This is a genomic window from Methylobacterium sp. C25, assembly GCF_021352225.1.
Classification (GTDB): Bacteria; Pseudomonadota; Alphaproteobacteria; order Rhizobiales; family Beijerinckiaceae; genus Methylobacterium.
The window spans coordinates 132,760-157,100 of the sequence record NZ_JAAUVI010000001.1; the positions used below are offsets into that span (position 1 = coordinate 132,760).

Genomic DNA, 24,341 nt, shown 5'->3' on the forward strand with positions numbered 1-24,341 from the left:
GCCCGGCCGATGCCCACAGGCGATGGCCTGCTCGCGCGCGTGCACCCGCCGCTGGGGATCCTGAGCGCAGCTCAGCTCCGCGCCGTCGCCGAAGGCGCCCGGCGCTACGGCAACGGCCACATCGACATCACGGCGCGGGGCAACCTGCAGATCCGCGGGGTCAGCAACGAAACCGCGTGCGCCTTGGCCGCCCATCTCACCGATACCCGTCTCGGCGACGTCCGCGCCGATGGCGGTCCGCAGCGGCTGACGATGACGAGCCCCCTTGCGGATTGCGATCCCGATGCGCTGATCGACGCCATAGCGCTGGCGCGCGAGATCGAGGCCGTCGGCCTGACGATTGCGGGGCTGCCAGCCAAGATGCTCGTGGCGATCGAGAGCGGGGGGCAATGGGGGCTCGGCGCGTCGGAGGCCGATCTGCTCATCCGACCGACCGGCAGGGATCGCGTCGCGATCGGGTTGGCGACGGACGCCGAGGCACTCTGGATGCCTGAGGTGGCGCTCGATGAGGTGCCGGCTTTACTCGGCCGCATGCTTAACGCCTTCGTCACTACCGAGCACCGCCGCATGCGCGATCTGGACTCGGAAGAGCAGGCAACGATCTGCGCAGTTTGTTCTGAACCCGCACGCGCATCGCCCTCCCCTCTCGGCGGGAGAGGGGAGAAGGTTGGCACACGGGAAGCTGAAACGACGACGGCGATCCTAGACGTCGGGCTCGCTCATTTGCCGGCCGTAACGGCCGTCGTCGTAGAAGCTCCGTTCGGCCGCTGCGACACCTCCGGTTTCGAACTGTTGGCGCAGACCGCTGCGCCTGCGGAGGGCGGTCTTGAAACGTCAGCAAGCCGAGGCTTCGTGATCGTCTTCAGCGAGCCAAAAGAAGCACGAGTTGCGCTCGATGCCCTCGCCACCGCCGGCTTCATCACCGACCCCGCCGATCCCCGCCGCGCCGTCGCCGCCTGCCCCGGCGCCCCCGCCTGCGCCTCGGGAACGACACCCGTCCAGGACCATGCCGCCAGTCTAGCCAAAGCCTTCGCGCCCTTCGCCGCCCGCGGGCTCACGGCCCACGTCTCGGGCTGCGGCAAGGGCTGCGCCCATCCCCGCCCCGCCGATCTCACGCTGGTTGCCGAGGATGGCCGCTATCGCGCGGCGCTCGACGGCGCACCAGGAGATGCACAACAGGCGCCTTGCCTGACTTTCGAGGCGGCGCTCGACCGCGTAAGGAGGGCCGATCCGGCCCGGTCCTTAGCCGGTGCCTTCCCTTCATGACCTCCAGGATTCTTTAGGACGATGCGGCCCCGGCACGACTACATCCGCGACGGCAGCGCAATCTATGCGCGCTCCTTCGCCATGATCCGCGCGGAGGCCGATCTCGCCCGCTTCACGGGCGCAGCCGAGCGCGTCGTCGTGCGCATGATCCACGCCTGCGGCATGACCGACCTGCCGAAGGACGTGGAAGCCTCCGCCGATTTCGCCGAGGCCGGTGAGCGCGCGCTGAAGGCCGGCGCGCCGATCTTGTGCGACGTTCGCATGGTCGCCGATGGCGTCACCCGAAGCCGGCTGCCCGCCCGCAACGAGGTGATCTGTACCCTTGGCGATGCCAGCGTGCCGAACCTCGCCGCGCAGATGCAGACCACCCGCTCCGCCGCTGCGATGGAGCTGTGGCGCGAACACTTGCCGGGAAGCGTCGTGGCGGTCGGCAACGCGCCGACCTCGCTCTTCCGCCTGCTCGAATTGCTCGACGAGGGTGTCGCACCGCCTGCCGCCGTGATCGGCATTCCCGTCGGCTTCGTCGGCGCGGCTGAATCTAAGGAGGCACTCGCCCGCGATGGCCGCGTGCCCTTCATCGTCGTCCATGGGCGCCGCGGCGGCAGCGCCATGACGGCTGCCGCCGTCAATGCACTCGCCAGCGAGGTCGAGTGATGGAGGCGAGCGAGCGCATCGAGGCTGAAAGACTCGAGATGCCTGAGGTGTCGCTCATGGCGAAGACAGGCACGCTCTACGGCGTGGGCATGGGGCCGGGCGATCCGGAGCTGCTGACGCTCAAGGCGTTGCGCGTGCTGGAGCGGGCTCCTGTGCTCGTCCATTTCTGCAAGAAGAGCCGACGCGGCAATTCCCGGACGATCGCCGATGCCGTCGTGAACGATCCCAGCCGCGAGTTTCCGCTGGTCTATCCCTACACGACCGAACTGGCGCCAGATGATGCCGAGTACGTCTCGGCGCTGGCCGCCTTCTACGACGATGCCGCAGCCCGGCTCTCAGACCACCTCGGAGCCGGCCGCGACGTCGCGATCCTGTCGGAAGGCGACCCCTTCTTCTACGGCTCGTTCATGCATCTCTGGCGGCGCCTGAAGGGGCGCTTCCCCATCGAGGTGATCCCCGGCGTGACCGGCATGTCCGGCTGCTGGACGCGGGCCGGCACACCGATCACCTGGGGCGACGACGTGCTCACCGTGCTCCCGGCGACCCTGCCGGAGGACAAGCTGCTCGCGCGCCTGCGCGACGCCGACGCCGCCGTGATCATGAAGCTCGGCCGGCATCTCCCGAAGGTGCGCGCAACGCTCGCCGCGACGGGCCTCCTGCAACGCGCAGTCTATGTCGAGCGCGGCACCATGGCCGGCGAGAGCATCGAGCCGCTGGCCGAGAAAGCCGACGACAAGGCACCATACTTCTCCATGGTGCTGGTGCCCGGCGAGGGCCGCCGCCCGTGACCCGAGGATCGGTAACGGTCATCGGCCTAGGTCCCGGAGATCCGCGCCTGCTGACCCAGGCCGCGAGCGAGGTACTGGCCCAGGCCGAGGATCTGATCGGCTATTTCCCCTACGTAGCCCGCGTTCCCGAGCGCGAGGGGCTGGTGCGGCATGCCAGCGACAACCGCGTCGAAGTCGACCGTGCACGCCATGCGCTGCAACTGGCGGCATCGGGGCGGCGGGTAGCCGTCGTGTCGGGGGGCGACCCGGGTGTGTTCGCGATGGCAGCGGCCGTGTTCGAGGCGGTGGAACACGGCGAGCCCGCTTGGCGCGAGCTCGACATTACGGTCGAGCCCGGCATCACCGCGATGCTCGCAGCAGCAGCGCGGCTCGGTGCACCCTTGGGCGGAGATTTCTGCGCGCTCTCGCTCTCGGATAACCTGAAGCCTTGGGAGGTGATCACCGCCCGGCTGCGGGCCGTATTCCAGGCCGATTTCGTTGTCGCGCTCTACAACCCGATCTCGTCGGCGCGGCCATGGCAACTCGGCCACGCTCTCGGGCTCGCCGCGGAATGTCGCGCCGGCAGCACGCCGGTCGTCTTCGCCCGTGCCGTCACGCGACCGGACGAGGCGATCCGCGTCATGTCGCTCGATGACGCACGCGAGGCCACTGCCGACATGGCGACGGTGGTAATCATCGGTGCCTCCGGCACGCGCTTGATCACGCGAGAAGGCAGAGCACCCTTCGTCTACACCCCGCGCAGTGTGCCGAAATGAGGCTTCGCCGTCATTGCGTGCTTCGTTCGCACTGACGCGTCGGGCGCGGTCAGCCAGCGCTTTGCCTGCCCGGCATCTTGCACCGAAGGCACGTCCGGCACGTCGGGACGCTTGACGATGATGACCGGGATGCCGAGTTCGCGTGCCGCGATGATCTTGGCGTAGGTGGCCGTGCCACCGGAGTTCTTGGTGACAAGCACCTCGGTCCCGGTCTCTTTCAGGAAGGCAATCTCCTCATCCACAGCGAATGGGCCGCGGGCCGAGATCTCCGTGAGTTTCGGCAGCGAAACGAGGTCTCCGACCCGCTCGATCGTCCGAGCGACATAGTCGTGCTGGGGTGCAGCGCCGAACGCTGCGAGCTCCTGACGGCCGATGGTGAGGGCGACGCGGCGCGGCAGGGGACCGAGCGCGGCAGCCGCCTCTGACATATCTGCGACTTCGGTCCAGGCGTCACCTGCTACGGGTTTCCAGGCTGGGCGGCGGATGGCGAGAAGCGGCACGCCAACCTGCGCGCAAGCCGTTGCCGTGTTTTGCGAAATCCGCGCAGCAAAGGGGTGGGTGGCGTCGACGACGCGAGCAATGCGCCCCTCGGTGAGCCATGTCGCGAGCCCCTCAGGACCGCCGAAGCCGCCGATGCGTGTCAAGAAAGCGCTCTTGGCTGGCTTCGACGTGCGTCCGGCGAGCGAGAGCGTCACGGCGAATTGGGCGAGCCCGGAGAGCAGCTTGAGCAACTCCGTGGCCTCGCTCGTACCGCCCAGGATCAGGACGGGTCGTAGCCCTGCCGCGTCCTCGCTCACCTCCATAATCGAACCCCGATCTGCCGATGACCTAGCGGCAGGTCACGCCGTAATCCGAAACATTCGGATAGTCGCCATCACCCACGGTCGTGACGGCGAGAGTGCCGGCCGAGCCACGGTAGTTGAAACCACAATAGCCGAAGCCGGTGCCCGAGCAGCTCTCGACCTCGACAACGCCGCCCTTCACGAGGTCGATCTCGCGGCCCTGCTCTGCGCGGTCTTTGCCGATCTTGCCGGGGACGGGGCTCCAGCCGTTGGAGACGAAGAGCTTTCGCGCCTTGTCGATCGGCACGCCGTAGACATTCGGCACCACGGCCTTGCCGCCGCAGCGCGTCTCCAGGGGCGCGAGTGGCACGAGGTTCGGTGCGCCTTCGCCCGTGATGAGGAGATCGGCAAGCGGCTGACTCAGGTAGTCGCCGCTCCAGATCCGCGCCCGGCCACCCTCGAGCGGCAGAATGCTGCCGATGGTGTCCTTCGCTCCGCGCGGTGCGTAGGCGATGGCAACAAGGGCGTCGCCCCGAAAGATCGCAACGTTGCCATCCGAAAGCAGGCACGAGCCGCTCGTGCCCTGCTCGAACTTGCCGACAAAGCTGATCGCCTGAATGCCATCCGGCAGGGCCACTTCTCCGGTGATGGCCCAACCCTGGCCCGCGACCAACCGCCCGGCGGCGGTCGACGGCTTCTTGGTGAGGTGCTGGCATGACTCGGCGTCTTCGGATTTCGGCGGCGCTTTCGGGATCTCATGCGCAGCTGCAATCGCGAGCGTCTTCACCTCCGAGGTCGGCGCCGCTCCCTGGCTGAGCGCCGGGAACGCGCCGGCGACGAATGGAACTGTCGCGAGTACCCATGCGATGTACCGGCGAACGATTGCCTGCTGTGGCGTCGTCTCGATCCGTTTCGGAAGCACTCGCCCACTCTCCCACGCTGCCGTTGCGCCGAGCTGATACCTCACAGCAAAGCCGCAACCTGTGCGGTGCCACAAGCCGCAACGATCCGAGTCGGCTCCAGAAGGAAGCTGTGGCCGGCTATTTCAGTGAAGCTTGCGAAGCGCGTGCCGATACCGGATTCTGCTTCGGCGAGACGAAAGCACCCGTGACCCCGTTCTGCCGCGACTGCGTGACCGACCAGACGTCCGGGGCCGTGCGCTGCCGGGACTGCGGTTCGCCGCGCCTGCTGCTGCACCCGGCCCGCGACCGGCTCGCCATCGCTCACGTCGATTGCGACGCCTTCTATGCCACCATCGAGAAGCGGGATCACCCGGAGTTGCGCGACCAGCCGGTCATCATCGGCGGCGGCAAGCGTGGCGTCGTCTCGACGGCCTGCTATCTCGCCCGCGTCTCCGGGGTGCACTCGGCCATGCCGATGTTCAAGGCACTCAAACTCTGCCCTGACGCCACCGTCATCAAGCCGAACATGGAGAAGTATGTCGGCGTCGGTCGACAAGTCCGGGCGATGATGTTCGACCTGACGCCGATGGTCGAGCCGGTCTCGATCGACGAGGCTTTCTTGGATCTCTCGGGCACCGAGCGGCTGCACGGCGCGAGTCCGGCGATCTCGCTCGCCCGCTTCGCCAAGAGGGTGGAGGACGAGATCGGGATCACCATCTCGGTGGGACTTTCGGCCAACAAGTTCCTGGCCAAGATCGCGAGCGACCTCGACAAGCCCCGTGGCTTTTCGATCATCTCGGCGGAGGAGGCCGTGGAGTTCCTCGGCCCGCGCTCGGTCGGGATCCTGCCCGGCATCGGCGCATCGGCACGAGAGCGGCTGGCGCGGGCCGGCGTGCGCGTCGTCTCCGACCTGCTGTGTGCCGATCCGAAGCGCTTGCATACGGCACTCGGCCGCGATGCCGATCGGCTGGTCGCGCTCGCTCGTGGCGAGGATCGTCGCGTCGTGAAGACGACCCGCGAAGCCAAGAGCGTGTCCTCCGAGACCACCTTCTCAGCTGACCTCGCCAAGTTCGAGGAGTTGCGGCCGATCCTGTGGCGGCTCTGTGAGCGCGTCTCATCGCGCCTCAAGAAGGCCGAACTCGCCGCCGGCAGCGTGACCCTGAAACTCAAGGACCGCAGCTTTCGACTGCGTACCCGGACCCGCGGCGGCATTGGCCCGACCCAGCTTGCGGACCAGCTCTTCCGGCAAGGCGAGGCGATGCTGCGTGAGGCCTGCGACGGCACCGCGTTCCGCCTCATCGGCATCGGCGGCGGCGATCTCTGCGCTGCCATCCACGCGGATCGTGGCGACCTCGCCGACGGTAGCGTCGCAGCGACCGCCAAGCGTGAGGCCGCGCTCGACCGTGTGCGCGAGAAATTCGGAGCGGCGGTGATCCAGCGCGGCCTCACGTTTCAGCCGGCAGAGGCCGCGCTGAAACCCGACGTCGTACGTTTCAAACGTCCTTGAAGCGCCGCAGCACGGGACCGTCCGCGTGGACCGAATTCCGAGCGCGCGATTGCGTCGGCAGCATCTAGTTGATCACAACTTCGATCAACAACCAAAAGTTATAAACCGGAATAATCACAATACCAGCGATCGTCGACAATCATTAACCTCGCGATGCGATCATGATCATTGCAACGCTGGGGAGCGAAAACTATGATTGAAGACCGACGAGAGCTTCCAAGGTCAGATATATTCAAATTCGGATTTGCAGTCGTCCAGGAAGCTTCTGCGACATACACTTGCATGACCCTCAACGTCACAGATCGCGGCGCAAAGATCGAAGTCGAGGACTCCTCGAAGCTTCCGGACCACTTCTTGTTGGCTCCGACCGAGGACAAGGATCCAAGACCCTGCCGTGTTCTTTGGCGGATCGGTCCCAAGATGGGTGTCGTCTTCACGGATTGAGCGGGCGTCCAGGAAGTTCCGCGAGACGGCTTCCCGATGAGACCCGCCGGAACGTCGTCGGATGAGCGGTTCAAACTCTTAGGGTAGCGGACATCGCTGCAGGATGACGCATGCGAGCGAACCAACGTAGGCGACAGCCATTGCCGTGACGCCTTCTGCCTTCCGTCCTGCGAAACCGCCTAGCGCACGACGGACTGTCCAGATGAGATCGCGCGCCTTCCCATCTGCGCCACGAAATCCACTACGTGCGATGCCGGCCGGGGTTTGCTGAAGAGATAGCCCTGGACCTGTGTACAGCCTTCCCGGCAGACGCTCTCGAACTGCTCCTCGGTTTCGACGCCCTCAGCCGTGACAGTCGCTCCCGTGCGATCGCCGAGACCAACGATGGCCCGCACGATCGCCGCCGTATCTTCGTCACCGATGTCGCGGATGAAGCTGCGATCGATCTTGATCTTGTCGAAGGGGAACCGGCGCAGGTAGCTCAGGCTGGAATATCCCGTTCCGAAATCGTCGAGGGCGATGCGGACTCCGAGGTCGCGCAGCCGGTGCAGGCTGGCCACGACGCTCTTGGCATCGCTCATCAGGACACTCTCGGTGATTTCGAGTTCGAGCCGGTCCGCAGAAAGGCCCGACGCCGAGAGAGCGTCGCGGACGACTTGCTCGAGGCCGGGCTGCGCGAACTGGACCGCCGACACGTTCACCGCGACGCGCAGGTCGTTGGGCCAGGAGGCGGCTTCGCGACACGCCTCCTGCAGCGCCCAGGTCCCGAGCGCCACGATCAGGCCCGTCTCCTCCGCCAACGGAATGAACTCCGCGGGCGGAATGGCGCCGCGCAGTGGGTGGGTCCAGCGCATCAACGCCTCGAACGCGCTCACCGTTCGGCTCGCGGCATCGACGATCGGCTGGTAGTGCAGCAGGAAGCCGCTGCGCAGGACAGCGTCGCGCAGATCGAGTTCGAGCAGCGTTCGCTCGGAAACCTCGGAGCCCATGCCCTCGTCGTAGACGCAGAACGTGTTTCGGCCGGCCTTCTTCGCCCGGTAGAGGGCGATGTCAGCATGCCGGAACAATTGCTCGCCGTCCTTCGATGCGGCAGTACCCTGCACGATCCCCAAGCTCACCCCGATGCTGGCCGAATGTCCGCTCAGGTCGATAGGTTCACCGACGATCTCGATGATGCGTTTCGCAGCGGCCCTCGCGGCACGCGGATCATCCGATTGGCTGAGGATGATCGCGAACTCGTCGCCACCGAGTCTCGCGACGGTATCGACCTTGCGCAACGTCGAGGTCAGCCGCCTGGCGATGACCCGAAGGAGTTCGTCACCGGCCGGGTGACCCAGGCTGTCGTTGACGGTCTTGAAGCGATCGAGGTCACAGGCGAGGATCGCGAAGCCGCCACCGACCCGCCGGACTTTTGTCAGTTCCTGGTCGAGGCGCTCGCGAAAAAGGGCGCGGTTGGGCAAGCCGGTCAACGCGTCGTGCGTCGCCATATGAGCGATCTTCAGCTCCGCTTCCTTGCGGCGCGTGATGTCGATGTGGGTGCCGACGACGCGGAGCGCCCGGCCATCGTGATCGCGGGAGACGACCTTGCCGCGCGCCAGCGTCCAGGCATAGGCGCCGGACTTCTGTCGCAGCCGGTACTCGCATTCGTAGGCGGGCGTGAGGCCGCTGAGATGATCGAGAAACAGCCGGCGCGAGCGCTCGGCATCCTCGGGGTGCACCAGTTCGTGCCAGGTGTCGATATGCGCGACGATCTCGGCTGCCTGATAGCCGAGCATGTCGAACCAATGACTCGACAGTTCGATCTCACCTGTCGCGAGGTCCAGATCCCAGAGGCCGTCGCTGCCGCTGTCAAGCGCCAGGGATAATCTTTCCTCGCTCAAGCGGAGCGCATCCTCGGCCGCGCGACGCTGCGAGACGTCGCGCAGGGAGGCGACATAGCCCGTCGCCTGCCCCTGGGCATCGCGGGTAAGCTTGAATGAGGACTCGACCCAGACCCAGTGCCCGTCCTTGTGCCTATAGCGCTGGATCGTCAGGGCATAGTCGCTTCGACCTTGAGCCAGGTCGTCGAGAATGTGCCGGAACGCCTTCTTCTCGGAGGGATGCACGGTATCGACGGGATGCGTCCCGAGAAGCTCGTCGACCTCATATCCGAGGACGGTCTTGACCGCAGGCGAGACGTAGCGCCGCCGAACCTCGAGATCCAACCAGACGACAATGTCCGTCGTGTTGTCGGCAAGCAGCTTATAGAGCTGCTCCGTCTCTTGAACGGCGGAAGTTCGCGACGCGCGAGACGCGCCTCTTTTGGCTAAAGCCGCAGGCATCATGTGAACGTCGTCAATTTCCGCGATGTCATATCCAGGAGAGGACATTGTCGCTCATCCTGCGAATAATGCGGAAACAACTGGTTCTTGCCCTGCGCCCAAACACAGGCAATCCTGGAAATTAGATTTTCATGCCGCCAAGCAACGGAACGGCTTATTGCCCTAGATTGTAACCGGATTGGCGCGACGAGGCCGAAGTCCCGATTGGCGGTGCCGGCGTTCGAGCGAGATCACGCCGATTGCCGACCTCACCCTGCCGCCGCCTTCTCAAGGGCAGCGACATCGAGCTTGATCATGGTCGTCATCGCCGTGAAGGCGCGGCCGGCGACAGCGGGATCCGGGTCGGCCAGCAGCCGCACCATGATCTCGGGTACGATCTGCCACGGCACGCCCCAGCGGTCGCGCAGCCAGCCGCACGCGATCTCCGATCCGCCATTCGCGGTGAGCGCAGCCCACAGGCGGTTGACCTCTTCCTGATCCTTGCACGTGACGGAGATCGAGGCGGCCGTGCCGTAATCGGCCCGGTTCCCGCCATTCAGCCCCTGGTAGCTCTGCCCGGCGAGGTTGAAGAGGACGAGGATGACGTCGCCGGCCTCGCCGCCCGGCCACTGCGCCGGCGAGCGCTGAACGTGCTCGATAGCGGAGCCAGGAATCAGCGAGGTGTAGAAGCGGGCGGCCTCCTCGGCGTCGCGTTCGAACCAGAGGCAGGTGCTGACCTTCGACATTCCGGGCGTCTCCCTCGAATCGTTCTCGGCGCGCCCCGACGATGCCTGCTTCCGCCCAGCGACAACAGCCGAAGGCCGCGCGCTTCTTCAGCGCGCGGCCTTCGGATGGTCGATCAGCACTGGATAGGTGCAGCTCCGCTCAGGCAGCCTGCATCATCGGGTTGAGCGCGCCAATCAGCTCGTTCTTCACGCGCTCGGCCTGGTCGTTGGCGATCTGGCACGTGCCGGCCGCCTTGTGACCACCGCCTCCATAGCCGAGGCAGACCGAACCGACATCGACGGCGGAGCCGCGGTCGAGGATCGACTTGCCGACGGCGAAGACGGTGTTCTGCTGCTTCATACCCCACATGACGTGCACCGAGATGTCGCAGTCCGGAAACAGCGCGTAGATCATGAAACGGTTGCCGGCGTAGATCACATCCTCTTCGCGCAGATCGAGCACGACGAGCTTGCCGTGTACCCGGGCGCAGCGCTGAAGCTGGGCGCGGAAGAGATCCCGGTGCGCCATGTACATCTCGACGCGCTCCTGAACGTCCGGAAGCGCGAGAACCTGCTCGACGGTGAGGTCGCGGCAATTCTCGATGAGCTGCATCATGAGCTCGTAGTTCGAGATGCGGAAGCTGCGGAAACGGCCGAGGCCCGTGCGCGAATCCATCAGGAAGTTCATCAGGACCCAGCCCTGGGGGTGGAGGATCTCCTCGCGGCTGAACTGGGCGGAATCCGCCTTGTCGACGGCAGCCATCAGGTCCGCGCCGATCTTCGGGAAAGCGGCAGCACCACCGTAATAGTCGTAGACCACTCGGGCGGCCGAAGGAGCGTTCGGGTCGATGACGTGGTTGGCGCGGGTCTCGCCACCGGCGCGCTTGGCCTCGCTCGAATGGTGATCGAAGGCCATGTGGCAGCCTGCAACGTAGGGCAGGTTCGTGATGATGTCGCGATCGGTGATCGGAACGATGCCGTCCTGCATGTCCTTCGGGTGAACGAACTTGATGTCGTCGATCAGGCCGGCCTCGCGCAGCAGCATGCCGCACACGAGTCCGTCGAAATCACTGCGCGTCACCAGCCGGTAGGTTTGCTTGGACATGGATGATCGGTCCTTTCCTGCTCTCGGAAAAGACTTTCTCGGTTGCACCTTAAGACGAGGTAAGAAGATCGGCCGGGTTCAAAAAATGGAAAACAAATCGACACCGTCGCGTCTGGCATCGGCATGTTCCAGGCGACACTTCTTCAAGACGGCGTTCGGCAGAGCCTTCACGCGTCGCCGTCTCGGTCAGCGGCCCATGCACGTTTCGAAGAAGCGACGTTCCTGGCCGGGATCGGCGTGCTTGTCGTAGGCGTAGTCGCGTGCCCGCGTCCGGCAGACGGCCTCGCCGGCATTGGCCGGCGTCGCGGTCGCGGCACTGGTCTGCGTCCCGCGAGAGCGGCGCGCAAAAGACGGTGAGGCCGAAGCCAGCGCAACGGCGGATGCGAGCGCGACAATTGCCAGCACTCTGAGGCTGCACAGGCAACCGCCGGACATCCGGCGCGGCGTCGATCTGGTCCAGCCCAGAACCGCGATGGTGAACGCCACGGCAAGGGCCAGCGTCCCGGAACCAAGCAGCGTCATGTCGGTGACCGTCCAAAGAAGAGCGAGCGGCAGCTTCTCTGGGGGGCTTTCGTTTCTGGCCGATGTCCGGCCCCGGCGTGCCACGACTGGCTATGCCGGAACCTGTGCGTCGGGTGCTTTGCAGCCTTGCCGATCGGCATTGCCGCAGTCGCGAGGAACGAGTGCCGGCTACTTCCCGCACTCCCCTTCCGCTTTCGGATCGGCCTTGGCCATGTCGAAGCGGCTGACAGTGCCATCGATGGCGAAGTCGCCGTAATCGAGGTGGATCGCGCCGCTGACGCCGTTCTCGTAGAGGTCGAAGCTCAAGGTGTAGATCGGAGTGCGTTCACCTTCGCCCTGCGTGAAGTAGCTGAGCGTCACCGGCCAGCGGCGCATCTTGGCCATCTCACCCTCCCGCAGAGGCTTGTCGCGGTCGGTGTTGGCTGCCGCGGGTGTGGCGGAGGGCCGCCCGATCACGGCCAGCGTGTCGTAGACCTTGCGTCCGTCGTCGGAGCCGTCGAACACTTTCACCGCAACCGTGGTCTCGCCCTTCCGGGCGGCCTCGATCAGCCTCAGCATGTGATGGCTCGGAAACAGCACCGTGCCGTCGACCTTGTACTGGTCGCGCTTGGGCTCCTTCAGCTTGACCTTCACACCCTCGTCGGAGGCCTCGGCCGTTCCGTCGATCGCCGGAGACGGCACGTTATTGAGGACAGCGCCGGTCTTGAAGCGCAGACTTTTGCCGTCGCCGGTCTCGTAGGTGGTGTTACGCAGGTCCGACGTGCGCTCTCCGGTCTCGCCGGAGGAAAGGATCGTCACCTGCCGGGTCTGGATCGTGTAGCCCTTGCAGGCATCCCCCGAGAAATCGATGACGATCCGTCCCTGTGCGGTCTCGACCGCGCGGGTGCCCTCGCTCTTGGCGAGGGACAGGTCGTAGACCGCACGATGGTTGGCGAGCCGGATCGGCGCGTCGGCGGGCGTGGCGGGTGCGCCTTGCGCCGGTGCGGCGCCGGCGGGCATCGCGGACGCGAGGAATGCGAAGGCGGTCGCGTAGCGAAGGCGCATGATATCTCCCGAAGGACTGTGTTCGTGGCACCAGAGAAACCCGGATCGTGGGCATTCTGGGGCCGGATCGTGGGCCGGTCCGCCTCTCACATAGGTGCTTGATCGCGCACGACAAACCTGCGCCGCGCCACGTCGAGAATACTATCCGATCGCAATTGCAAGCCCAAATATGCGTCCCACGGCAACAAAAATCGAAATTATTATCTTGACGCCACGCTCAGCCGAACAATCCCGACTTTTTGGAATGTCTCGAAATCTGCATTGTGCCCGATGTGGATCGTTGTTTTCGCGCACTTGACGTACGAAATCCTATTGAACGCTTCTCATGCCGGAAATTTCCAGCCGCGCAACAAGCTTTGTCGGTGGAAACCGTCACCGTACTAAACGCGACGCTTGCACCGGTAACGAGCCCTCCTGTAGGGTCCATCCGTCCACCGGGAGAGGGCTCGGCGGACGTCATCGACAGGTCGCCGGAACGCGCGTGGCGGGCTTGTTGCGTATCGCCAACCAACACGACTGCGCGGAGCACCGGGCCATCGATGAGCGCGATTGAATCGGAGGGGGCCATGGTGGAAGCAATCCCGAGCTGGACGGACGAGCGCGTCGAGCTGCTCCGCCGCCTGTGGGAAGACGGCCTGAGTGCGAGCCAGATCGCGGCTCAGCTCGGCGGCGTCACCCGCAACGCGGTCATCGGCAAGGTGCATCGTCTTGGCCTCGCCGGCCGAGTGAAGCCGAACGGCGCCGGCCAGGTTACCGGCCGCAAGAAGGTGGAAACGGAATCTGAGGCCGCCGTCGCGCTCGCCAGCGAGCAGACCATCTCCGAGCCGCCGGCGGTGATCTCGCATCGACCGGCTCCGTCGTTCCCGATCACGCCGCCGCCCGCAGCCAGGGAGCCGAACGGCCTCGCCGTCTCGGAGCGGGTCACGATCATGGATCTTCGGGAGTCGATGTGCCGCTGGCCGCTCGGCGACCCGACCTCGCCGGATTTCCGCTTCTGCGGCGGTCGCGCGATCACCGGCCTGCCCTATTGCACGCAGCATGCGCAGATTGCCTACCAGCCTGCCGCCGAGCGCAAGCGCGACCGCCGCGTTGCCGGCATCCGCTAGATTGTCGGAATTGCCCGGCGCTGTGGCGCCGGCCCGAAGCCGTCGGATGATCGTCCGGCGGCTTTGTTGTGCCGCGGGAGGTTTCAGACTTCCGTGAACATCTCGTCGAACGAGTAGCCGGAACCGCGCACGGTACGGATTGGATCGCTCTGCTTGGGCCGGTTGATGGCCTTGCGCAGGCGACCAACATGCACGTCGACGGTGCGCTCGTCGATATAGACGTCGTGGCCCCAGACACCATCGAGGAGCTGCTCGCGTGAAAAGACCCGCCCGGGGCTGCGCATCAGGAATTCGAGCAGCTTGAACTCCGTCGGGCCGAGATGGATCTCGCGGCCCGAGCGGCGGATGCGGTGGCTGACCCGATCGAGCTCGATGTCGCCGGCCAGGAGCGTCCCCGCTACATGGGCCGGCTTGGTCCGGCGCAGAAGGGCTCTGACCCGAGCGAGCAATTCAGGCACCGAGAACGGCTTGACGATGTAGTCGTCGGCGCCCGTGGCGAGGCCGCGGACGCGATCGCCCTCCTCGCCGCGCGCCGTCAGCATGATGACGGGCAACTGCTCGGTCTCGCGGCGGGCGCGGATGCGCCGGCACAGCTCGATCCCCGACAGACCCGGCACCATCCAGTCGAGCAGGATGAGGTCGGGAAGCTGCTCGCGCAGCAGCAGGTCGGCTTCGTCACCGCGCGCCGCGCAGGTGACCTCGAAACCTTCGGCTTCGAGGTTGTAGCGCAGCAGCGTCGTGAGGGATTCTTCGTCCTCAACGATCAGGATTTTGGCGTGCATTGGCCGGCCGGCTGAGTAGAGGGGAGCGCTCTAATCCTATGCGCCCGGCTTGACCGTCGCATAGTTCGACGCATCATTCTTCGGGCGCTCTCCCGCCAAAGTTTCACCTGTGACGAGATAATGGATCGTCTCGGCGATGTTGGTGGTGTGATCGCCGATGCGTTCGACGTTCTTGGCGCAGAACAGGAGATGCGTGCAGAACGAGATGTTGCGCGGATCTTCCATCATGTAGGTCAGGAGTTCGCGAAACAGCGAATTGTAGAGCGCGTCGATCGCGCCATCGCGCTCCCAGACGTTGTGGGCGGCGTCGAGGTTGCGGCTCGCATAGGCGTCGAGCACATCCTTGAGCTGCTCCTGCACGAGGTCGCTCATGTGCTCCACGCCGAGCACGATCTTCTGCGGCTGGGTCTGGTCGGCGATCGCAACCACACGCTTGGCGATGTTCTTGGCGAGATCGCCGATCCGCTCGAGGTCGCCCGAGACACGGATGCCGGAGATGGTCTCGCGCAAGTCGATGGCGAGCGGCTGGCGGCGCGCGATGAGCAGCACCGAGCGCTCCTCGATCTCGCGCTGAAGCACGTCGAGACGCTTGTCGGAGGTAATGACAGTCTGAGCCAGCGCCGTGTCGCGACGGACCAACGCCACCGTGGCGTCGGCCATCATCTTCTCGGCGACGCCGCCCATCTCCGCGATCTGGCGGCGAAGGTCTTCGAGATCCTGGTCGTAGGAAGAGACGATATGTTCGGACATGTACGGGCTCCGGCGCGGGCCAGTTCGATAGGAGACGACAGGCTCAGCCGAAGCGGCCGGTGATGTAGTCCTGCGTCTGACGCTTTTCGGGGTTCATGAACATCTTGGTGGTCGGCGCGAACTCGATCAGCTCGCCGAGATACATGAAGGCCGTGAACTGCGAGATGCGGGCGGCCTGCTGCATGTTGTGCGTCACGATCACGATCGTGAACTCGTTGCGCAGCTGCTCGATCAGCTCCTCGATGCGGCCCGTGGAGATTGGGTCGAGGGCCGAAGTCGGTTCGTCGAACAGAATGACCTCGGGACGCTGGGCGACCGAGCGGGCGATGCAGAGGCGCTGCTGCTGACCGCCGGAGAGGCCGGTGCCGGCCTGCTTCAGCTTGTCTTTCACCTCGTCCCACAAAGCCGACTTGCGCAAGGCGTCTTCGACGCGGCCATCGAGCTCGGACTTCGGCAGACGCTCGTAGAGGCGCAGGCCAAAGGCGACGTTGTCGTAGATCGACATCGGGAAGGGCGTGGGCTTCTGGAAGACCATGCCGACGCGAGCGCGCAGCTCGTTGAGGTCGATCTTGGGGTCGAGCACGTTCTGGCCGTCGAGCAGGATCTGGCCGGTGGCGCGCTGCTCCGGATAGAGCGAGTAGATCCGGTTGAAGGTGCGCAGCAGCGTGGACTTTCCGCAGCCCGACGGGCCGATCAGCGCAGTCACCTGACGGTCGTGGAAGTTCAGGTTGACGTTCTTCAGGCCGTGGAACTGGCCATAATAGAAGTTCAGGTCCTTGACCGCGATGCGGACCGGAGCGGTCTCGTCGGCGGGGTTGCGGCTGGTGAGCTGGCTGCTCAGCGTGGAAGTCGGGCTCATGGTGTCAGAGTCCTTGGCGGGTTGCAGGGCGGGCCGCGCTCAGCGCGCCCGCTGATCCTTGACGACGATGCGCGCGATCACGGACAGCGCGAGGATGGTGATCGTGATCAGCAGCGCGCCGGACCAGGCGAGCCCCTGCCAGTTCGAATAGGGCGAGAGGGCGAACTGGTAGATCATCACCGGCAGGTTCGGGATGCCGCCGAGCAGGTTGGCGTTGAACCAGTTGTTGTTGTTCAGCGCGGTGAAGAGCAGCGGCGCGGTCTCTCCGGCGATGCGGGCGAGCGCCAGAATGATGCCGGTGACGATGCCAGCCGAAGCGGCCCGCCAGGTGATCGTCTTGATCACGTGGGAGGGCGGAGCACCGAGCGCGGCACCGGCCTCACGCATCTGGCTCGGGACGAGACGCAGCATGTCCTCGGTGGTGCGCACGATGACCGGGGTCGCGATGATGGCGAGCGCCACGCCGCCAGCCCAGCCCGAATAGCTCCCCATCGGCCGCACCATCAGGGTGTAGACGAACAGGCCGATCAGGATCGACGGCGCCGAGAGCAGGATGTCGTTGAGGAAGCGGATCACATCCGCGAGCTTCGAGCCGCGACCGTATTCGGCGAGGAAGGTTCCGGCCATCAGGCCGACCGGCGTCGCAATCACGATGCCGAGGAAGGTGAGCACCATGCTGCCGACGATGGCGTTGGCGATGCCGCCGCCTTCCGTGCCCGGTCCGGGCGTCGGCTGGGTAAACAGCAGGGGCGAGAAGCCCTTCACGCCCTCGACGATGAGCATGAGCAGGATCGAGCCGAGCACCAGGATGCCGAGCATCGTCGCCGCGGTGCTCGCGGTGATCAGGATCTTGTCGGCGACGCGGCGGCCGGGGCGCACCCGGTTGGCGCGAAGCGAGGGCGCACCGGCCGGGGCCGGGGCGAGGATAGGGTTCTGGGCGTCCATCGGTCGAGGCTCCTGTCGCTCAGGCGACCTTCGCGCGGCGCGTCAGCAGCCGGGCGATGATCAGGACGATGAAGGTGATGACGAAGAGCAGGCAGCCAAGCGCCATCAGCGCGTTGAGCTGCATGCCATCGGCCTCGTTGAACTCGTTGGCGATGCGCGAGGCGATGGTCGAGCTCGGATCGAAGATAGAGGCCGACAGGCGATTGGCGTTGCCGACCACGAACGTCACCGCCATGGTCTCGCCGAGCGCGCGGCCGAGGCCGAGCATGATCGCGCCGATGATCGAGACCGAAGCCTGCGGCACCAGGACGTGGCGAACGACTTCCCAAGTGGTGCAGCCGATCCCGTAGGCGCTCTCACGCAGCACGGTTGGGATCTGGTCGAGCATGTCGCGGGTGATCGAGGCCACGAAGGGCACGATCATGATCGCGAGGATGATGCCGGCGGTGAGCACGCCGACGCCCGACGGGACGCGGGCATAGAGGATGGTGCCGACGATCGGCAGCCCCTCGACCACGTTCGAGACCGGGATCTGGATGTAGCGCGCGAAGAGCGGGGCGAAGATGAACAGGCCCCACATGCCGTAAATGATGCTCGGCACCGACGCGAGCAACTCGATCGTCATGGCGACGGGCTTACGGGCCCAGCCCGGGCAGAGCTGCGTCAGGTAGACCGCGATACCAATGGAGATCGGCACGCCGATCAGCAGGGCGAGGAAGGCCGAGGCGAGCGTGCCGATCACGGCGACGAGGGCACCGTACTGCTCGGTGCCAACGTTCCAGGCGCTCGAGGTGACGAAGCCGAAGCCGAATTCCCGGAAGGCGGGCCAGCCCCCGTAGACGATCGAGCCTAGGATGCCGGCGAGCACCAGCAGGACCAGCATGGCGGAGCTGACGGCGGCCAAGTGGAAGGCGCGGTCGAGCCCCCTGCTCGGCTTGGTTCGGCTCGAGCGTGTGTCGCTGGCCAGGGCGATCTGTTCGGTCAAAGCGGTCATCCGCTGATGCTCTTGGGTGCGGGGCGTTTAACGCGGGCGGGCATACGAGGCGAGCGCAAGGGTCTGCGTTCATCGCCCCTCCCCTTCCGGGAGCGGGGCGAGATGGCTCCTCCCCGAGCGGGGAGGAGCCGGGTCGGGTCAGAGGACGGGCTTGCCGTCCTTGGTCTGGATGGTCTTCCACTCGTCGTGGATCAGGCCGACGACGTTGGCCGGCAGCGGCACGTAGTCGAGATCGGAGGCGAGCTTGCCGCCGTTCTTGTAGGCCCAGTCGAAGAACTTGAGCACGTCGGCCGTCTTGGCGGCGTCAGCGGCTTCCTTGTGGACCAGGATGAAGGTCGCGGCGGTGATCGGCCAAGCGTCGTCGCCGGCCTGGTTGGTCAGCGAGATGCCGAAGCCCGGAGAGGCCTTCCAATCGGCGCTGGCGGCAGCGGCCTGGAAGGCCTTGTCGTCAGGCGTCGGGTACTTGCCGGCCTTGTTCTGGATCAGGGCATAGGCAAGCTTGTTCTGCTTGGCGTAGGCGGACTCGACGTAGCCGATCGAGTTCGGGACCTGCTTCACGTTGGCGGTGACGCCCTCGTTGCCCTTGCCGCCCTGACCGGCCGGCCAGGAGATCGTCGTCGCAGCGCCGAACTCCTTCTTCCAGCCCTCGGAAACCGACGACAGGTAGGTCGTGAAGATGTTCGTGGTGCCGGAGGCGTCCGAACGGTAGACCGGGGTGATGTTCGCCTCGGGAAGCTTCAGCCCCTCGTTGAGCTTGGCGATCTTCGGGTCCGACCACTTGGAGATCTTGCCGGCGTAGATGTCGGCGATGATGTCGCCGGTGAGCTTGAGCTTGCCAGGCTCGAGACCGGCGATGTTCACCACGGTCACGACGCCGCCCATGACGGTCGGGAACTGGATCAGGCCGTCCTTCGCGAGTTGCTCACCCTTGAGCGGAGCATCGGTCGCGCCGAAATCGACGGTCTTGGCCTGGATCTGCTTGATGCCGCCGCCGGAGCCGATCGACTGATAATTCAGGCCGTTGCCGCTCTCCTTGCGGTAGGCTTCGGCCCACTTGGAGTAGACCGGGAAGGGGAAGGTGGCGCCGGCGCCGGTGATGTCGGCGGCGAGCGCGGAGGAGGCGAGCTGGACGGTCGCGAGACCGAGGGCCAGCGCGAAGGCGAAGGGTTTCATTTCATCTCCGTGTCGTGTCGGCGAATGGCCGGAGCGCTCACGCCGCGCTCTCGTCGGCGGATGCCAAGCCCTATTCGCAAGGCGGCCTTAGTCTCCCGACGCCGCCGGCCATATGACGGTGACATGACAGCTGCATGACAACGGTGGACTGGCTTCACGAACCCGTGAAGAAAGTGCTTGATAGGCGCCAGCGTGCGCTGCGTTACCGAGGATCCGAACCCGCTTGCATACCTATGCGTTGGTAGCGGTCAGGCTCGTACAGCGCCGACGACGAACCCGGCCGCGTTCATCGATTGCGGCGTATCGGATGCTCGACGTGGAGAATGCAAGCGTGGCGGAGAATCCGCCCCCATCGGCTGATGCGGCTTCGCCGATCAGCCCGCAAGATGCAGCCTTCCTAGCGCTTCACAGCGAGCGGGAGTCGATCGAGCGCGAACTCACCTTGGCCCAGCAGCGGCAGCGCTACGGAACCGAGCATGCCGACATCGAGCAGGCCCGCATGCTCGAAGCATCTCTGCTCAAGGACCTCGACCGGGTCATGACCCTGATTCGTGCTGCCGAGTACAAGCGGCAGCCGGGCGCCAGACGCTGGTAGAGCCGAAGATCAGGCAGCAGAGCGCTGCCGGTCCCGCTCCTTGTGACGAAGCCGGAGCAACAGGTCGACCTGGACGTCCGGGAGCGGCTGGGTCTCGACGGCCCCTTCGTAGACAGCTCTCAGCGCGACGCCGAGACGTTCACGCGCCTCCCCGCAGAGAACAGGATGCTTGTGCTCGGAGATGCCGGCGTCAGCCTGCAGGGCAACCTGTGCCATAAACCGGGGACCTTGTTTCCACCCAACGACGCGGTGACTGCCCGCGCGATCGAATTCGTCTCGGATCAAGGTCGCGCAGCATGGTTAACAAAGGTTTATGGTTAAGGTTGGGTTTCCGTTGCTTTTCTGATCAGGCGTCGGAAGATTCCAGCAATCTCGCCGCGGCGGCACGCGCTTCGTCGGTTACGGTCGCGCCGGCCAGCATCCGGGCGATTTCCTCGCGGCGCGCCTCGCTCGCCAATGAGGCGACCCGGGTGGCGACTCGGTCCGCTCCCCGGACCGCGTCCTTGGCGATCAGAAAATGGGTACCCGCCCGTGCCGCGACCTGAGGGGCATGGGTGACCGACACGACCTGAACCCGGTCCGAGAGGCGTGCCAGGCGCTGACCGATGGCATCCGCCACCGCCCCTCCGACACCCGTATCGATCTCGTCGAAAATCAGGGTCGGAGCCGAACCCTTGTCCGCGAGCACCACCTTCAGTGCCAGCATGAAGCGCGAGAGCTCGCCGCCGGACGCCACCTTCATCATCGGTCCGGGCTTCGTGCCCGGATTGGTCTGCGCGTGGAACTCGACCCGGTCGATCCCAGCGGCATCCCGCGATTCCGGATCGGTGAGAATCTGGGTGATGAAGCGGGCGCGCTCCAGTTTCAGCGGAGGCAGCTCGGCCTTCACGGCGCCGTCGAGGGACTTCGCCGCGCGGACACGGCCGTCGCTCAGGGTCTTGGCGGCCTTGGCATAATCGGCCTCGGCCTCGCCGAGGTCGCGCTCCAGACCACCGAGGGCCTCCTCGCCGGCATCGATGGCGGCAACATCGGCAACGTAGCGCTCGCGCAGACGCGCCAGCTCGTCCGCAGCAACATCGTATTTGCGGGATGCGGCGCGGAGCGCGAACAGCCGCTCCTCGACGCGCTCGAGTTCGCGCGGATCGAATTCCGCTTCCAGGATCGCCGCATCGAGGGCGGTGCGGGCATCGTCGAGGGCGAGCAGCGCGGCGTCGAGGGCGGCGACGCAAGGCTCGACGAGGGTGGGCGCTTGTGCAGCCCGACGTTCGAGCTTGCGCACGGCCGCCGAGAGATGAGGCACCGCGGAGTTCGGGCCGCCGACCGCATCGAGGGCTTCGTTCAGCTCGCGTGCGACCTTCTCGCCCTGCTGCATCACGGTGCGGCGCTCGGCGAGCGAGGCTTCTTCACCGTCCTGCGGATCGAGGGCCGCCAGTTCCTCGACGGCGTGCCGCAGGAAGTCGGCCTCCTTCCGCACGGCGTCGACGCGGGCGCGGTGCTCGGTGAGCTTTTCGCGCGCGGTGCGGACGCGCTTGGCGGCCTGGGCCGTCGCCGCGAGCGGCTTCTGCAGGCCGCCGAACGCGTCGAGGATGGCGCGGTGGGTCGCCGGGTCGGCAAGCGCGCGGTCGTCGTGCTGGCCGTGGATCTCGACGAGGGCGGCGCCGATGGCGCGCAGCACCTGGACGCCAACAGGCTGGTCGTTGACGAAGGCGCGGGTGCGACCGTCCGCGAATTGCGTGCGGCGCAGGATCAAGTCGCCCTCGGTGTCGATCTCGGCCTCCTGCGCGATCCTTCGCGCGGGATGATCCATCGGGGCATCGAACACAGCCGTGACCGCGCCCTGGCTCTCGCCGTGGCGCACGAGGCCGCCATCGCCGCGTCCGCCCAGGGCCAAGGCGAAGGCGTCGAGCAGGATCGACTTGCCCGCACCCGTCTCGCCGGTGAGGACACTCAGCCCCTCGGTGAAATTCAGCGCGAGCTTGTCGATGAGAACGATGTCGCGGATCGCGAGCTGGACCAGCATGCCGCGCGGCGCGCCTTGGCTGTTAGGGACGGTTCCTGCTGTTTAGGCGGAAGCGCCACGGACTTCACGCCCAAAATGAGAAAGGGTGGAAGCGTCGCCGCTTCCACCCTTTCCGATCTCGACGAGCGACCCCGCTTATTCGGCGGCGGCGGTGCGGCCGATGACGCCGCGATAGATCTTGGACAGCCACGAGGACTTCTCCTCGCGCGGCTCCAGGCCGCCGTTCTGCAGCAGAGCGAAGGCGTCCTTGTACCACTGGCTGTCCGGATAGTTGTGGCCGAGGACAGCCGCCGCGGTCTGGGCCTCGGCAGTGATGCCGAGCGCCATGTAGGCCTCGGTCAGGCGCTCCAGCGCCTCTTCGGCGTGGCGGGTCGTCTGGTACTTCGAGACCACGTCGCGGAAGCGGTTGATCGCGGCCGGGAAATTGCGGCGCTCCAGGTAGAAGCGGCCGATTTCCATTTCCTTGCCGGCGAGCTGGTCGCGGGTGATCTGGATTTTGGCCTTGGCGTCGGCAGCGTATTCCGAGGTCGGATACTTCTGGACGAGTTCCTGCAGCGCGATCAGCGCCTTCTCGGAGCGGTCCTGGTCGCGGGTGACGTCCGGGATCTGCTTGTACTGCGACATCGCCATCAGATACTGCGCGTAAGCCGCATCCTTGGTGGCCGGATGGCGCTGGAGATAGCGCTTCGATGCGTTGATGGCGTCGTCGTACTTCTGCCCCTCGTAGTTCGAGTAGGCCGTCATCAGCAGCGCCTTGCGGGACCAGTCGGAGCCGGAATAGCGCTTGTCGAGATCCTCGAACTTCTGCGAGGCGATCTCGAAGTTGCGATCCTCGAGGTTGGCGAGGCCGTCGCTGTAGAGCTTGTCGGCCGGGATGTCCGGCTGGACCTCCGGCTTGTACTTCTCGGCGAACCACTGGGACGGATCCAGCGAGTCGTACCAGGCACAGAAGCCCGGAGACGCGCTGAGCGACACGAGCACGACCGCGAGGGCGGCACTGCCGGCGGCTTTCCTGGCGAAGGTCAGAGGCATCCCTGTCACGTCCTTATGCGGGCGCAGCCTCTGCGGCGGGCAGCGTCCCTCGAACCGTCTCGTGGCGATACGCGGCGAAAACCGCATCTCCTAACGTTCGGTGAACCGTGGCTTCAGATTCGGGCGTGAAAGCGGCGGTGATGCGGCGCCGGGGGACAACTTCCCCGGACGCGTGCCGGTGTGTCGCCGAGGTTACAGATCAGCCGCGAAGGCGGCGATGCCGAGGCCGGCGCCGAGCTCCACCAGGGAGGTCTCGCGGCGCGTATTCTGGGCCTCGATGATGCGGTAGTTGGCGCGGTCAGCGAACAGCGCCGTGAGGACGCCGACATTCATACGGTGGCCGCCGCAATAAGAGCGATAGGCACCCTGGATCGGCAGACCAGCGAGGGCGAGGTCGCCGATCGCGTCGAGGATCTTGTGGCGGACGAACTCGTCAGCGAAGCGCAGACCCTCTGGGTTGACCACGTCGGTCTCACCGACGGCGACAGTGTTCTCGAGGGACGCGCCGAGGGCGAAGCCGGCTTTCCAGTAGCGCTCGACGTCCTTCATCATGCCGAAGGTGCGGGCGCCGGCGATCTCGCGGCGGTACGTCGCCGGGCTGAGATCCATCGCCTTGCGGCTGCGGCCGATGACGGGGCTCTCGAAATCGATCTCGACGTCGAGGCGGAAGCCACGGTCGATCGGGCGAAGCTCGGCGAAGGCGCGGTCGACCTCGATACGGACGGGGCGGAGAACCTTGATCCAGCGCTTCGGTGCAGCGCAGTACGCGATCCCAGCGGTGTCGATGGCGCGGACGAAGGGCAGTGCGCTTCCGTCGAGGATCGGCATCTCGGGGCCGTCGATCTCGACGAGGCAGTTGTCGATGCCGAGGCCGAACAGGGCCGACATCAGATGCTCGATGGTGGCGACCGCTCCGCTTTCTACGTCACCGATGACGGTGCAGAGCTCGGTGGCCGACACGCAGGCGTGGTGGGCCTTGATGAGCCGGTCGTTGCCGTTGGGCATTCCGGTTCGGAGGAAGCAGATCCCGTCATTAGCGGGAGCCGGGTGGAGCGTGATCTCGACCGGATTGCCCGAATGGACGCCGATACCGCTCAGGGAGATAGACGCTTTCAGCGTCGTTTGTTGGTTCGTCCGCATTCCCTTAGCCCTCGGCCAGGACCCGGCACACACGCCCTCGAAAGAGAGCACGGCGCCCACTCAGTCCGTCCGCTGCTTGAAGCCCCTGCGAGCACTGACCGTTCGAAAACAGCCGCGCCTTTTCGTTCCGGGGAAATTTATAGCTGCACTG

24 protein-coding genes are annotated in these 24,341 nt (G+C 65.8%); 7 read left to right on the forward strand and 17 right to left on the reverse strand.

The features are described 5' to 3' along the window. The first annotated feature begins 9 nt into the window (after positions 1-9). From HCU64_RS00660 to cobJ, 4 genes are read left to right on the forward strand one after another with little or no spacing between them, the layout of a single operon-like run. A complete protein-coding gene (locus HCU64_RS00660; RefSeq protein WP_233381875.1) occupies positions 10-1,266 on the forward strand; it encodes a precorrin-3B synthase in 1,257 nt (418 codons plus the stop codon). 21 nt (positions 1,267-1,287) lie between these two features. Then, positions 1,288-1,920, forward strand: coding sequence for a precorrin-8X methylmutase (locus tag HCU64_RS00665; RefSeq protein ID WP_233381876.1), 633 nt, complete (start codon positions 1,288-1,290; stop codon positions 1,918-1,920). Next, entirely contained in the window at positions 1,920-2,708 is a 789-nt protein-coding gene (locus HCU64_RS00670; protein WP_233382858.1) for a precorrin-2 C(20)-methyltransferase, read from the forward strand. The genes HCU64_RS00665 and HCU64_RS00670 overlap by 1 nt, the downstream gene beginning before the upstream one ends. Beyond that, positions 2,705-3,463 (forward strand): precorrin-3B C(17)-methyltransferase, encoded by a 759-nt coding sequence (cobJ, locus tag HCU64_RS00675; protein WP_233381877.1) that lies wholly within the window; start codon positions 2,705-2,707, stop codon positions 3,461-3,463. Before HCU64_RS00670 ends, cobJ begins: the two co-directional genes overlap by 4 nt. Here cobJ and HCU64_RS00680 read toward each other — a convergent pair. Together HCU64_RS00680 and HCU64_RS00685 are read right to left on the reverse strand one after the other, a co-directional pair. Beyond that, positions 3,436-4,266 carry a cobalt-precorrin-6A reductase gene (locus tag HCU64_RS00680; RefSeq protein ID WP_233381878.1) on the reverse strand — a complete coding sequence of 277 codons (831 nt, stop codon included), beginning with the start codon at positions 4,264-4,266 and terminating at the stop codon, positions 3,436-3,438. The genes cobJ and HCU64_RS00680 overlap by 28 nt on opposite strands. 25 nt (positions 4,267-4,291) lie before the next feature. Next, the gene (locus HCU64_RS00685) at positions 4,292-5,167 is read right to left on the reverse strand and encodes a hypothetical protein (protein WP_233381879.1); all 876 of its coding nucleotides are present in this window, start codon (positions 5,165-5,167) and stop codon (positions 4,292-4,294) included. Between the two features lie 185 nt (positions 5,168-5,352). Between HCU64_RS00685 and HCU64_RS00690 the strand changes: the two genes are divergently transcribed. Continuing rightward, entirely contained in the window at positions 5,353-6,654 is a 1,302-nt protein-coding gene (locus HCU64_RS00690) for a DNA polymerase IV (protein ID WP_233381880.1), read from the forward strand. 623 nt (positions 6,655-7,277) lie between these two features. On the opposite strand, the gene HCU64_RS00695 is transcribed toward HCU64_RS00690, so the two are convergent. The 5 genes from HCU64_RS00695 to HCU64_RS00715 form a co-directional block, all read right to left on the reverse strand. Then, complete coding sequence (locus HCU64_RS00695) at positions 7,278-9,467, reverse strand: putative bifunctional diguanylate cyclase/phosphodiesterase (protein WP_325169940.1); 2,190 nt, start codon at positions 9,465-9,467, stop codon at positions 7,278-7,280. 200 nt (positions 9,468-9,667) lie between these two features. Further along, entirely contained in the window at positions 9,668-10,144 is a 477-nt protein-coding gene (locus tag HCU64_RS00700) for a VOC family protein (protein WP_233381882.1), read from the reverse strand. A 139-nt stretch (positions 10,145-10,283) separates the two neighbouring features. Next, complete coding sequence (locus HCU64_RS00705; protein ID WP_233381883.1) at positions 10,284-11,228, reverse strand: exopolyphosphatase; 945 nt, start codon at positions 11,226-11,228, stop codon at positions 10,284-10,286. A gap of 186 nt (positions 11,229-11,414) precedes the next feature. Next, positions 11,415-11,750 carry a hypothetical protein gene (locus HCU64_RS00710; protein ID WP_233381884.1) on the reverse strand — a complete coding sequence of 112 codons (336 nt, stop codon included), beginning with the start codon at positions 11,748-11,750 and terminating at the stop codon, positions 11,415-11,417. A gap of 168 nt (positions 11,751-11,918) precedes the next feature. After that, positions 11,919-12,794: a cell envelope integrity EipB family protein gene (locus tag HCU64_RS00715; RefSeq protein ID WP_233381885.1), complete on the reverse strand. Its 876-nt coding sequence runs from the start codon at positions 12,792-12,794 to the stop codon at positions 11,919-11,921. Positions 12,795-13,360: 566 nt separating this feature from the next. Between HCU64_RS00715 and HCU64_RS00720 the strand changes: the two genes are divergently transcribed. Continuing rightward, a complete protein-coding gene (locus HCU64_RS00720) occupies positions 13,361-13,900 on the forward strand; it encodes a GcrA family cell cycle regulator (RefSeq protein ID WP_233381886.1) in 540 nt (179 codons plus the stop codon). Between the two features lie 83 nt (positions 13,901-13,983). On the opposite strand, the gene phoB is transcribed toward HCU64_RS00720, so the two are convergent. The 6 genes from phoB to pstS all read right to left on the reverse strand — a co-directional run bounded on the left by phoB (position 13,984) and on the right by pstS (position 19,403). Continuing rightward, positions 13,984-14,682 carry a phosphate regulon transcriptional regulator PhoB gene (gene phoB, locus HCU64_RS00725; protein ID WP_233381887.1) on the reverse strand — a complete coding sequence of 233 codons (699 nt, stop codon included), beginning with the start codon at positions 14,680-14,682 and terminating at the stop codon, positions 13,984-13,986. 36 nt (positions 14,683-14,718) lie between these two features. Continuing rightward, a complete protein-coding gene (phoU, locus tag HCU64_RS00730) occupies positions 14,719-15,432 on the reverse strand; it encodes a phosphate signaling complex protein PhoU (protein ID WP_233381888.1) in 714 nt (237 codons plus the stop codon). 43 nt (positions 15,433-15,475) lie between these two features. Then, positions 15,476-16,291 carry a phosphate ABC transporter ATP-binding protein PstB gene (gene pstB / locus HCU64_RS00735; RefSeq protein WP_233381889.1) on the reverse strand — a complete coding sequence of 272 codons (816 nt, stop codon included), beginning with the start codon at positions 16,289-16,291 and terminating at the stop codon, positions 15,476-15,478. A gap of 39 nt (positions 16,292-16,330) precedes the next feature. Continuing rightward, a complete protein-coding gene (gene pstA, locus HCU64_RS00740; protein WP_233381890.1) occupies positions 16,331-17,236 on the reverse strand; it encodes a phosphate ABC transporter permease PstA in 906 nt (301 codons plus the stop codon). Positions 17,237-17,255: 19 nt separating this feature from the next. Next, complete coding sequence (gene pstC / locus HCU64_RS00745; protein WP_233381891.1) at positions 17,256-18,230, reverse strand: phosphate ABC transporter permease subunit PstC; 975 nt, start codon at positions 18,228-18,230, stop codon at positions 17,256-17,258. Between the two features lie 138 nt (positions 18,231-18,368). Continuing rightward, positions 18,369-19,403: a phosphate ABC transporter substrate-binding protein PstS gene (gene pstS, locus HCU64_RS00750; RefSeq protein ID WP_233381892.1), complete on the reverse strand. Its 1,035-nt coding sequence runs from the start codon at positions 19,401-19,403 to the stop codon at positions 18,369-18,371. 316 nt (positions 19,404-19,719) lie between these two features. Here pstS and HCU64_RS00755 point away from each other — a divergent pair, with 316 nt between their 5' ends. Then, entirely contained in the window at positions 19,720-19,998 is a 279-nt protein-coding gene (locus HCU64_RS00755; RefSeq protein WP_442785883.1) for a hypothetical protein, read from the forward strand. Between the two features lie 9 nt (positions 19,999-20,007). Here the strand turns inward: HCU64_RS00755 and HCU64_RS00760 are convergent, their stop codons facing one another. From HCU64_RS00760 to lpxC, 4 genes are all read right to left on the reverse strand, one after another. Further along, positions 20,008-20,214, reverse strand: a complete 207-nt coding sequence (locus HCU64_RS00760; protein WP_233381893.1) for a hypothetical protein — start codon at positions 20,212-20,214, stop codon at positions 20,008-20,010. 130 nt (positions 20,215-20,344) lie between these two features. Then, positions 20,345-22,018: a DNA repair protein RecN gene (recN, locus tag HCU64_RS00765; protein WP_233381894.1), complete on the reverse strand. Its 1,674-nt coding sequence runs from the start codon at positions 22,016-22,018 to the stop codon at positions 20,345-20,347. A 135-nt stretch (positions 22,019-22,153) separates the two neighbouring features. Further along, positions 22,154-23,050, reverse strand: coding sequence for an outer membrane protein assembly factor BamD (locus HCU64_RS00770; RefSeq protein WP_233381895.1), 897 nt, complete (start codon positions 23,048-23,050; stop codon positions 22,154-22,156). A gap of 192 nt (positions 23,051-23,242) precedes the next feature. Continuing rightward, a complete protein-coding gene (gene lpxC, locus HCU64_RS00775) occupies positions 23,243-24,190 on the reverse strand; it encodes a UDP-3-O-acyl-N-acetylglucosamine deacetylase (protein WP_233381896.1) in 948 nt (315 codons plus the stop codon). Positions 24,191-24,341 lie beyond the last annotated feature (151 nt).

Excerpts from the sequence above, each read along its gene's own strand:
- HCU64_RS00680 (WP_233381878.1), bottom strand. The coding sequence starts at position 4,266 with ATGGAGGTGAGCGAGGACGCGGCAGGGCTACGACCCGTCCTGATCCTG.
- phoB (WP_233381887.1), bottom strand. The coding sequence starts at position 14,682 with ATGCACGCCAAAATCCTGATCGTTGAGGACGAAGAATCCCTCACGACG.
- lpxC (WP_233381896.1), bottom strand. The coding sequence starts at position 24,190 with ATGCGGACGAACCAACAAACGACGCTGAAAGCGTCTATCTCCCTGAGC.
- HCU64_RS00660 (WP_233381875.1), top strand. The coding sequence starts at position 10 with ATGCCCACAGGCGATGGCCTGCTCGCGCGCGTGCACCCGCCGCTGGGG.
- recN (WP_233381894.1), bottom strand. The coding sequence starts at position 22,018 with ATGCTGGTCCAGCTCGCGATCCGCGACATCGTTCTCATCGACAAGCTC.
- HCU64_RS00700 (WP_233381882.1), bottom strand. The coding sequence starts at position 10,144 with ATGTCGAAGGTCAGCACCTGCCTCTGGTTCGAACGCGACGCCGAGGAG.
- phoU (WP_233381888.1), bottom strand. The coding sequence starts at position 15,432 with ATGTCCGAACATATCGTCTCTTCCTACGACCAGGATCTCGAAGACCTT.
- pstS (WP_233381892.1), bottom strand. The coding sequence starts at position 19,403 with ATGAAACCCTTCGCCTTCGCGCTGGCCCTCGGTCTCGCGACCGTCCAG.
- HCU64_RS00715 (WP_233381885.1), bottom strand. The coding sequence starts at position 12,794 with ATGCGCCTTCGCTACGCGACCGCCTTCGCATTCCTCGCGTCCGCGATG.
- pstA (WP_233381890.1), bottom strand. The coding sequence starts at position 17,236 with ATGGACGCCCAGAACCCTATCCTCGCCCCGGCCCCGGCCGGTGCGCCC.
- HCU64_RS00720 (WP_233381886.1), top strand. The coding sequence starts at position 13,361 with ATGGTGGAAGCAATCCCGAGCTGGACGGACGAGCGCGTCGAGCTGCTC.
- HCU64_RS00710 (WP_233381884.1), bottom strand. The coding sequence starts at position 11,750 with ATGACGCTGCTTGGTTCCGGGACGCTGGCCCTTGCCGTGGCGTTCACC.
- pstB (WP_233381889.1), bottom strand. The coding sequence starts at position 16,291 with ATGAGCCCGACTTCCACGCTGAGCAGCCAGCTCACCAGCCGCAACCCC.
- pstC (WP_233381891.1), bottom strand. The coding sequence starts at position 18,230 with ATGACCGCTTTGACCGAACAGATCGCCCTGGCCAGCGACACACGCTCG.
- HCU64_RS00695 (WP_325169940.1), bottom strand. The coding sequence starts at position 9,467 with ATGTCCTCTCCTGGATATGACATCGCGGAAATTGACGACGTTCACATG.
- HCU64_RS00705 (WP_233381883.1), bottom strand. The coding sequence starts at position 11,228 with ATGTCCAAGCAAACCTACCGGCTGGTGACGCGCAGTGATTTCGACGGA.
- HCU64_RS00670 (WP_233382858.1), top strand. The coding sequence starts at position 1,920 with ATGGAGGCGAGCGAGCGCATCGAGGCTGAAAGACTCGAGATGCCTGAG.
- HCU64_RS00770 (WP_233381895.1), bottom strand. The coding sequence starts at position 23,050 with ATGCCTCTGACCTTCGCCAGGAAAGCCGCCGGCAGTGCCGCCCTCGCG.
- HCU64_RS00665 (WP_233381876.1), top strand. The coding sequence starts at position 1,288 with ATGCGGCCCCGGCACGACTACATCCGCGACGGCAGCGCAATCTATGCG.
- HCU64_RS00760 (WP_233381893.1), bottom strand. The coding sequence starts at position 20,214 with ATGGCACAGGTTGCCCTGCAGGCTGACGCCGGCATCTCCGAGCACAAG.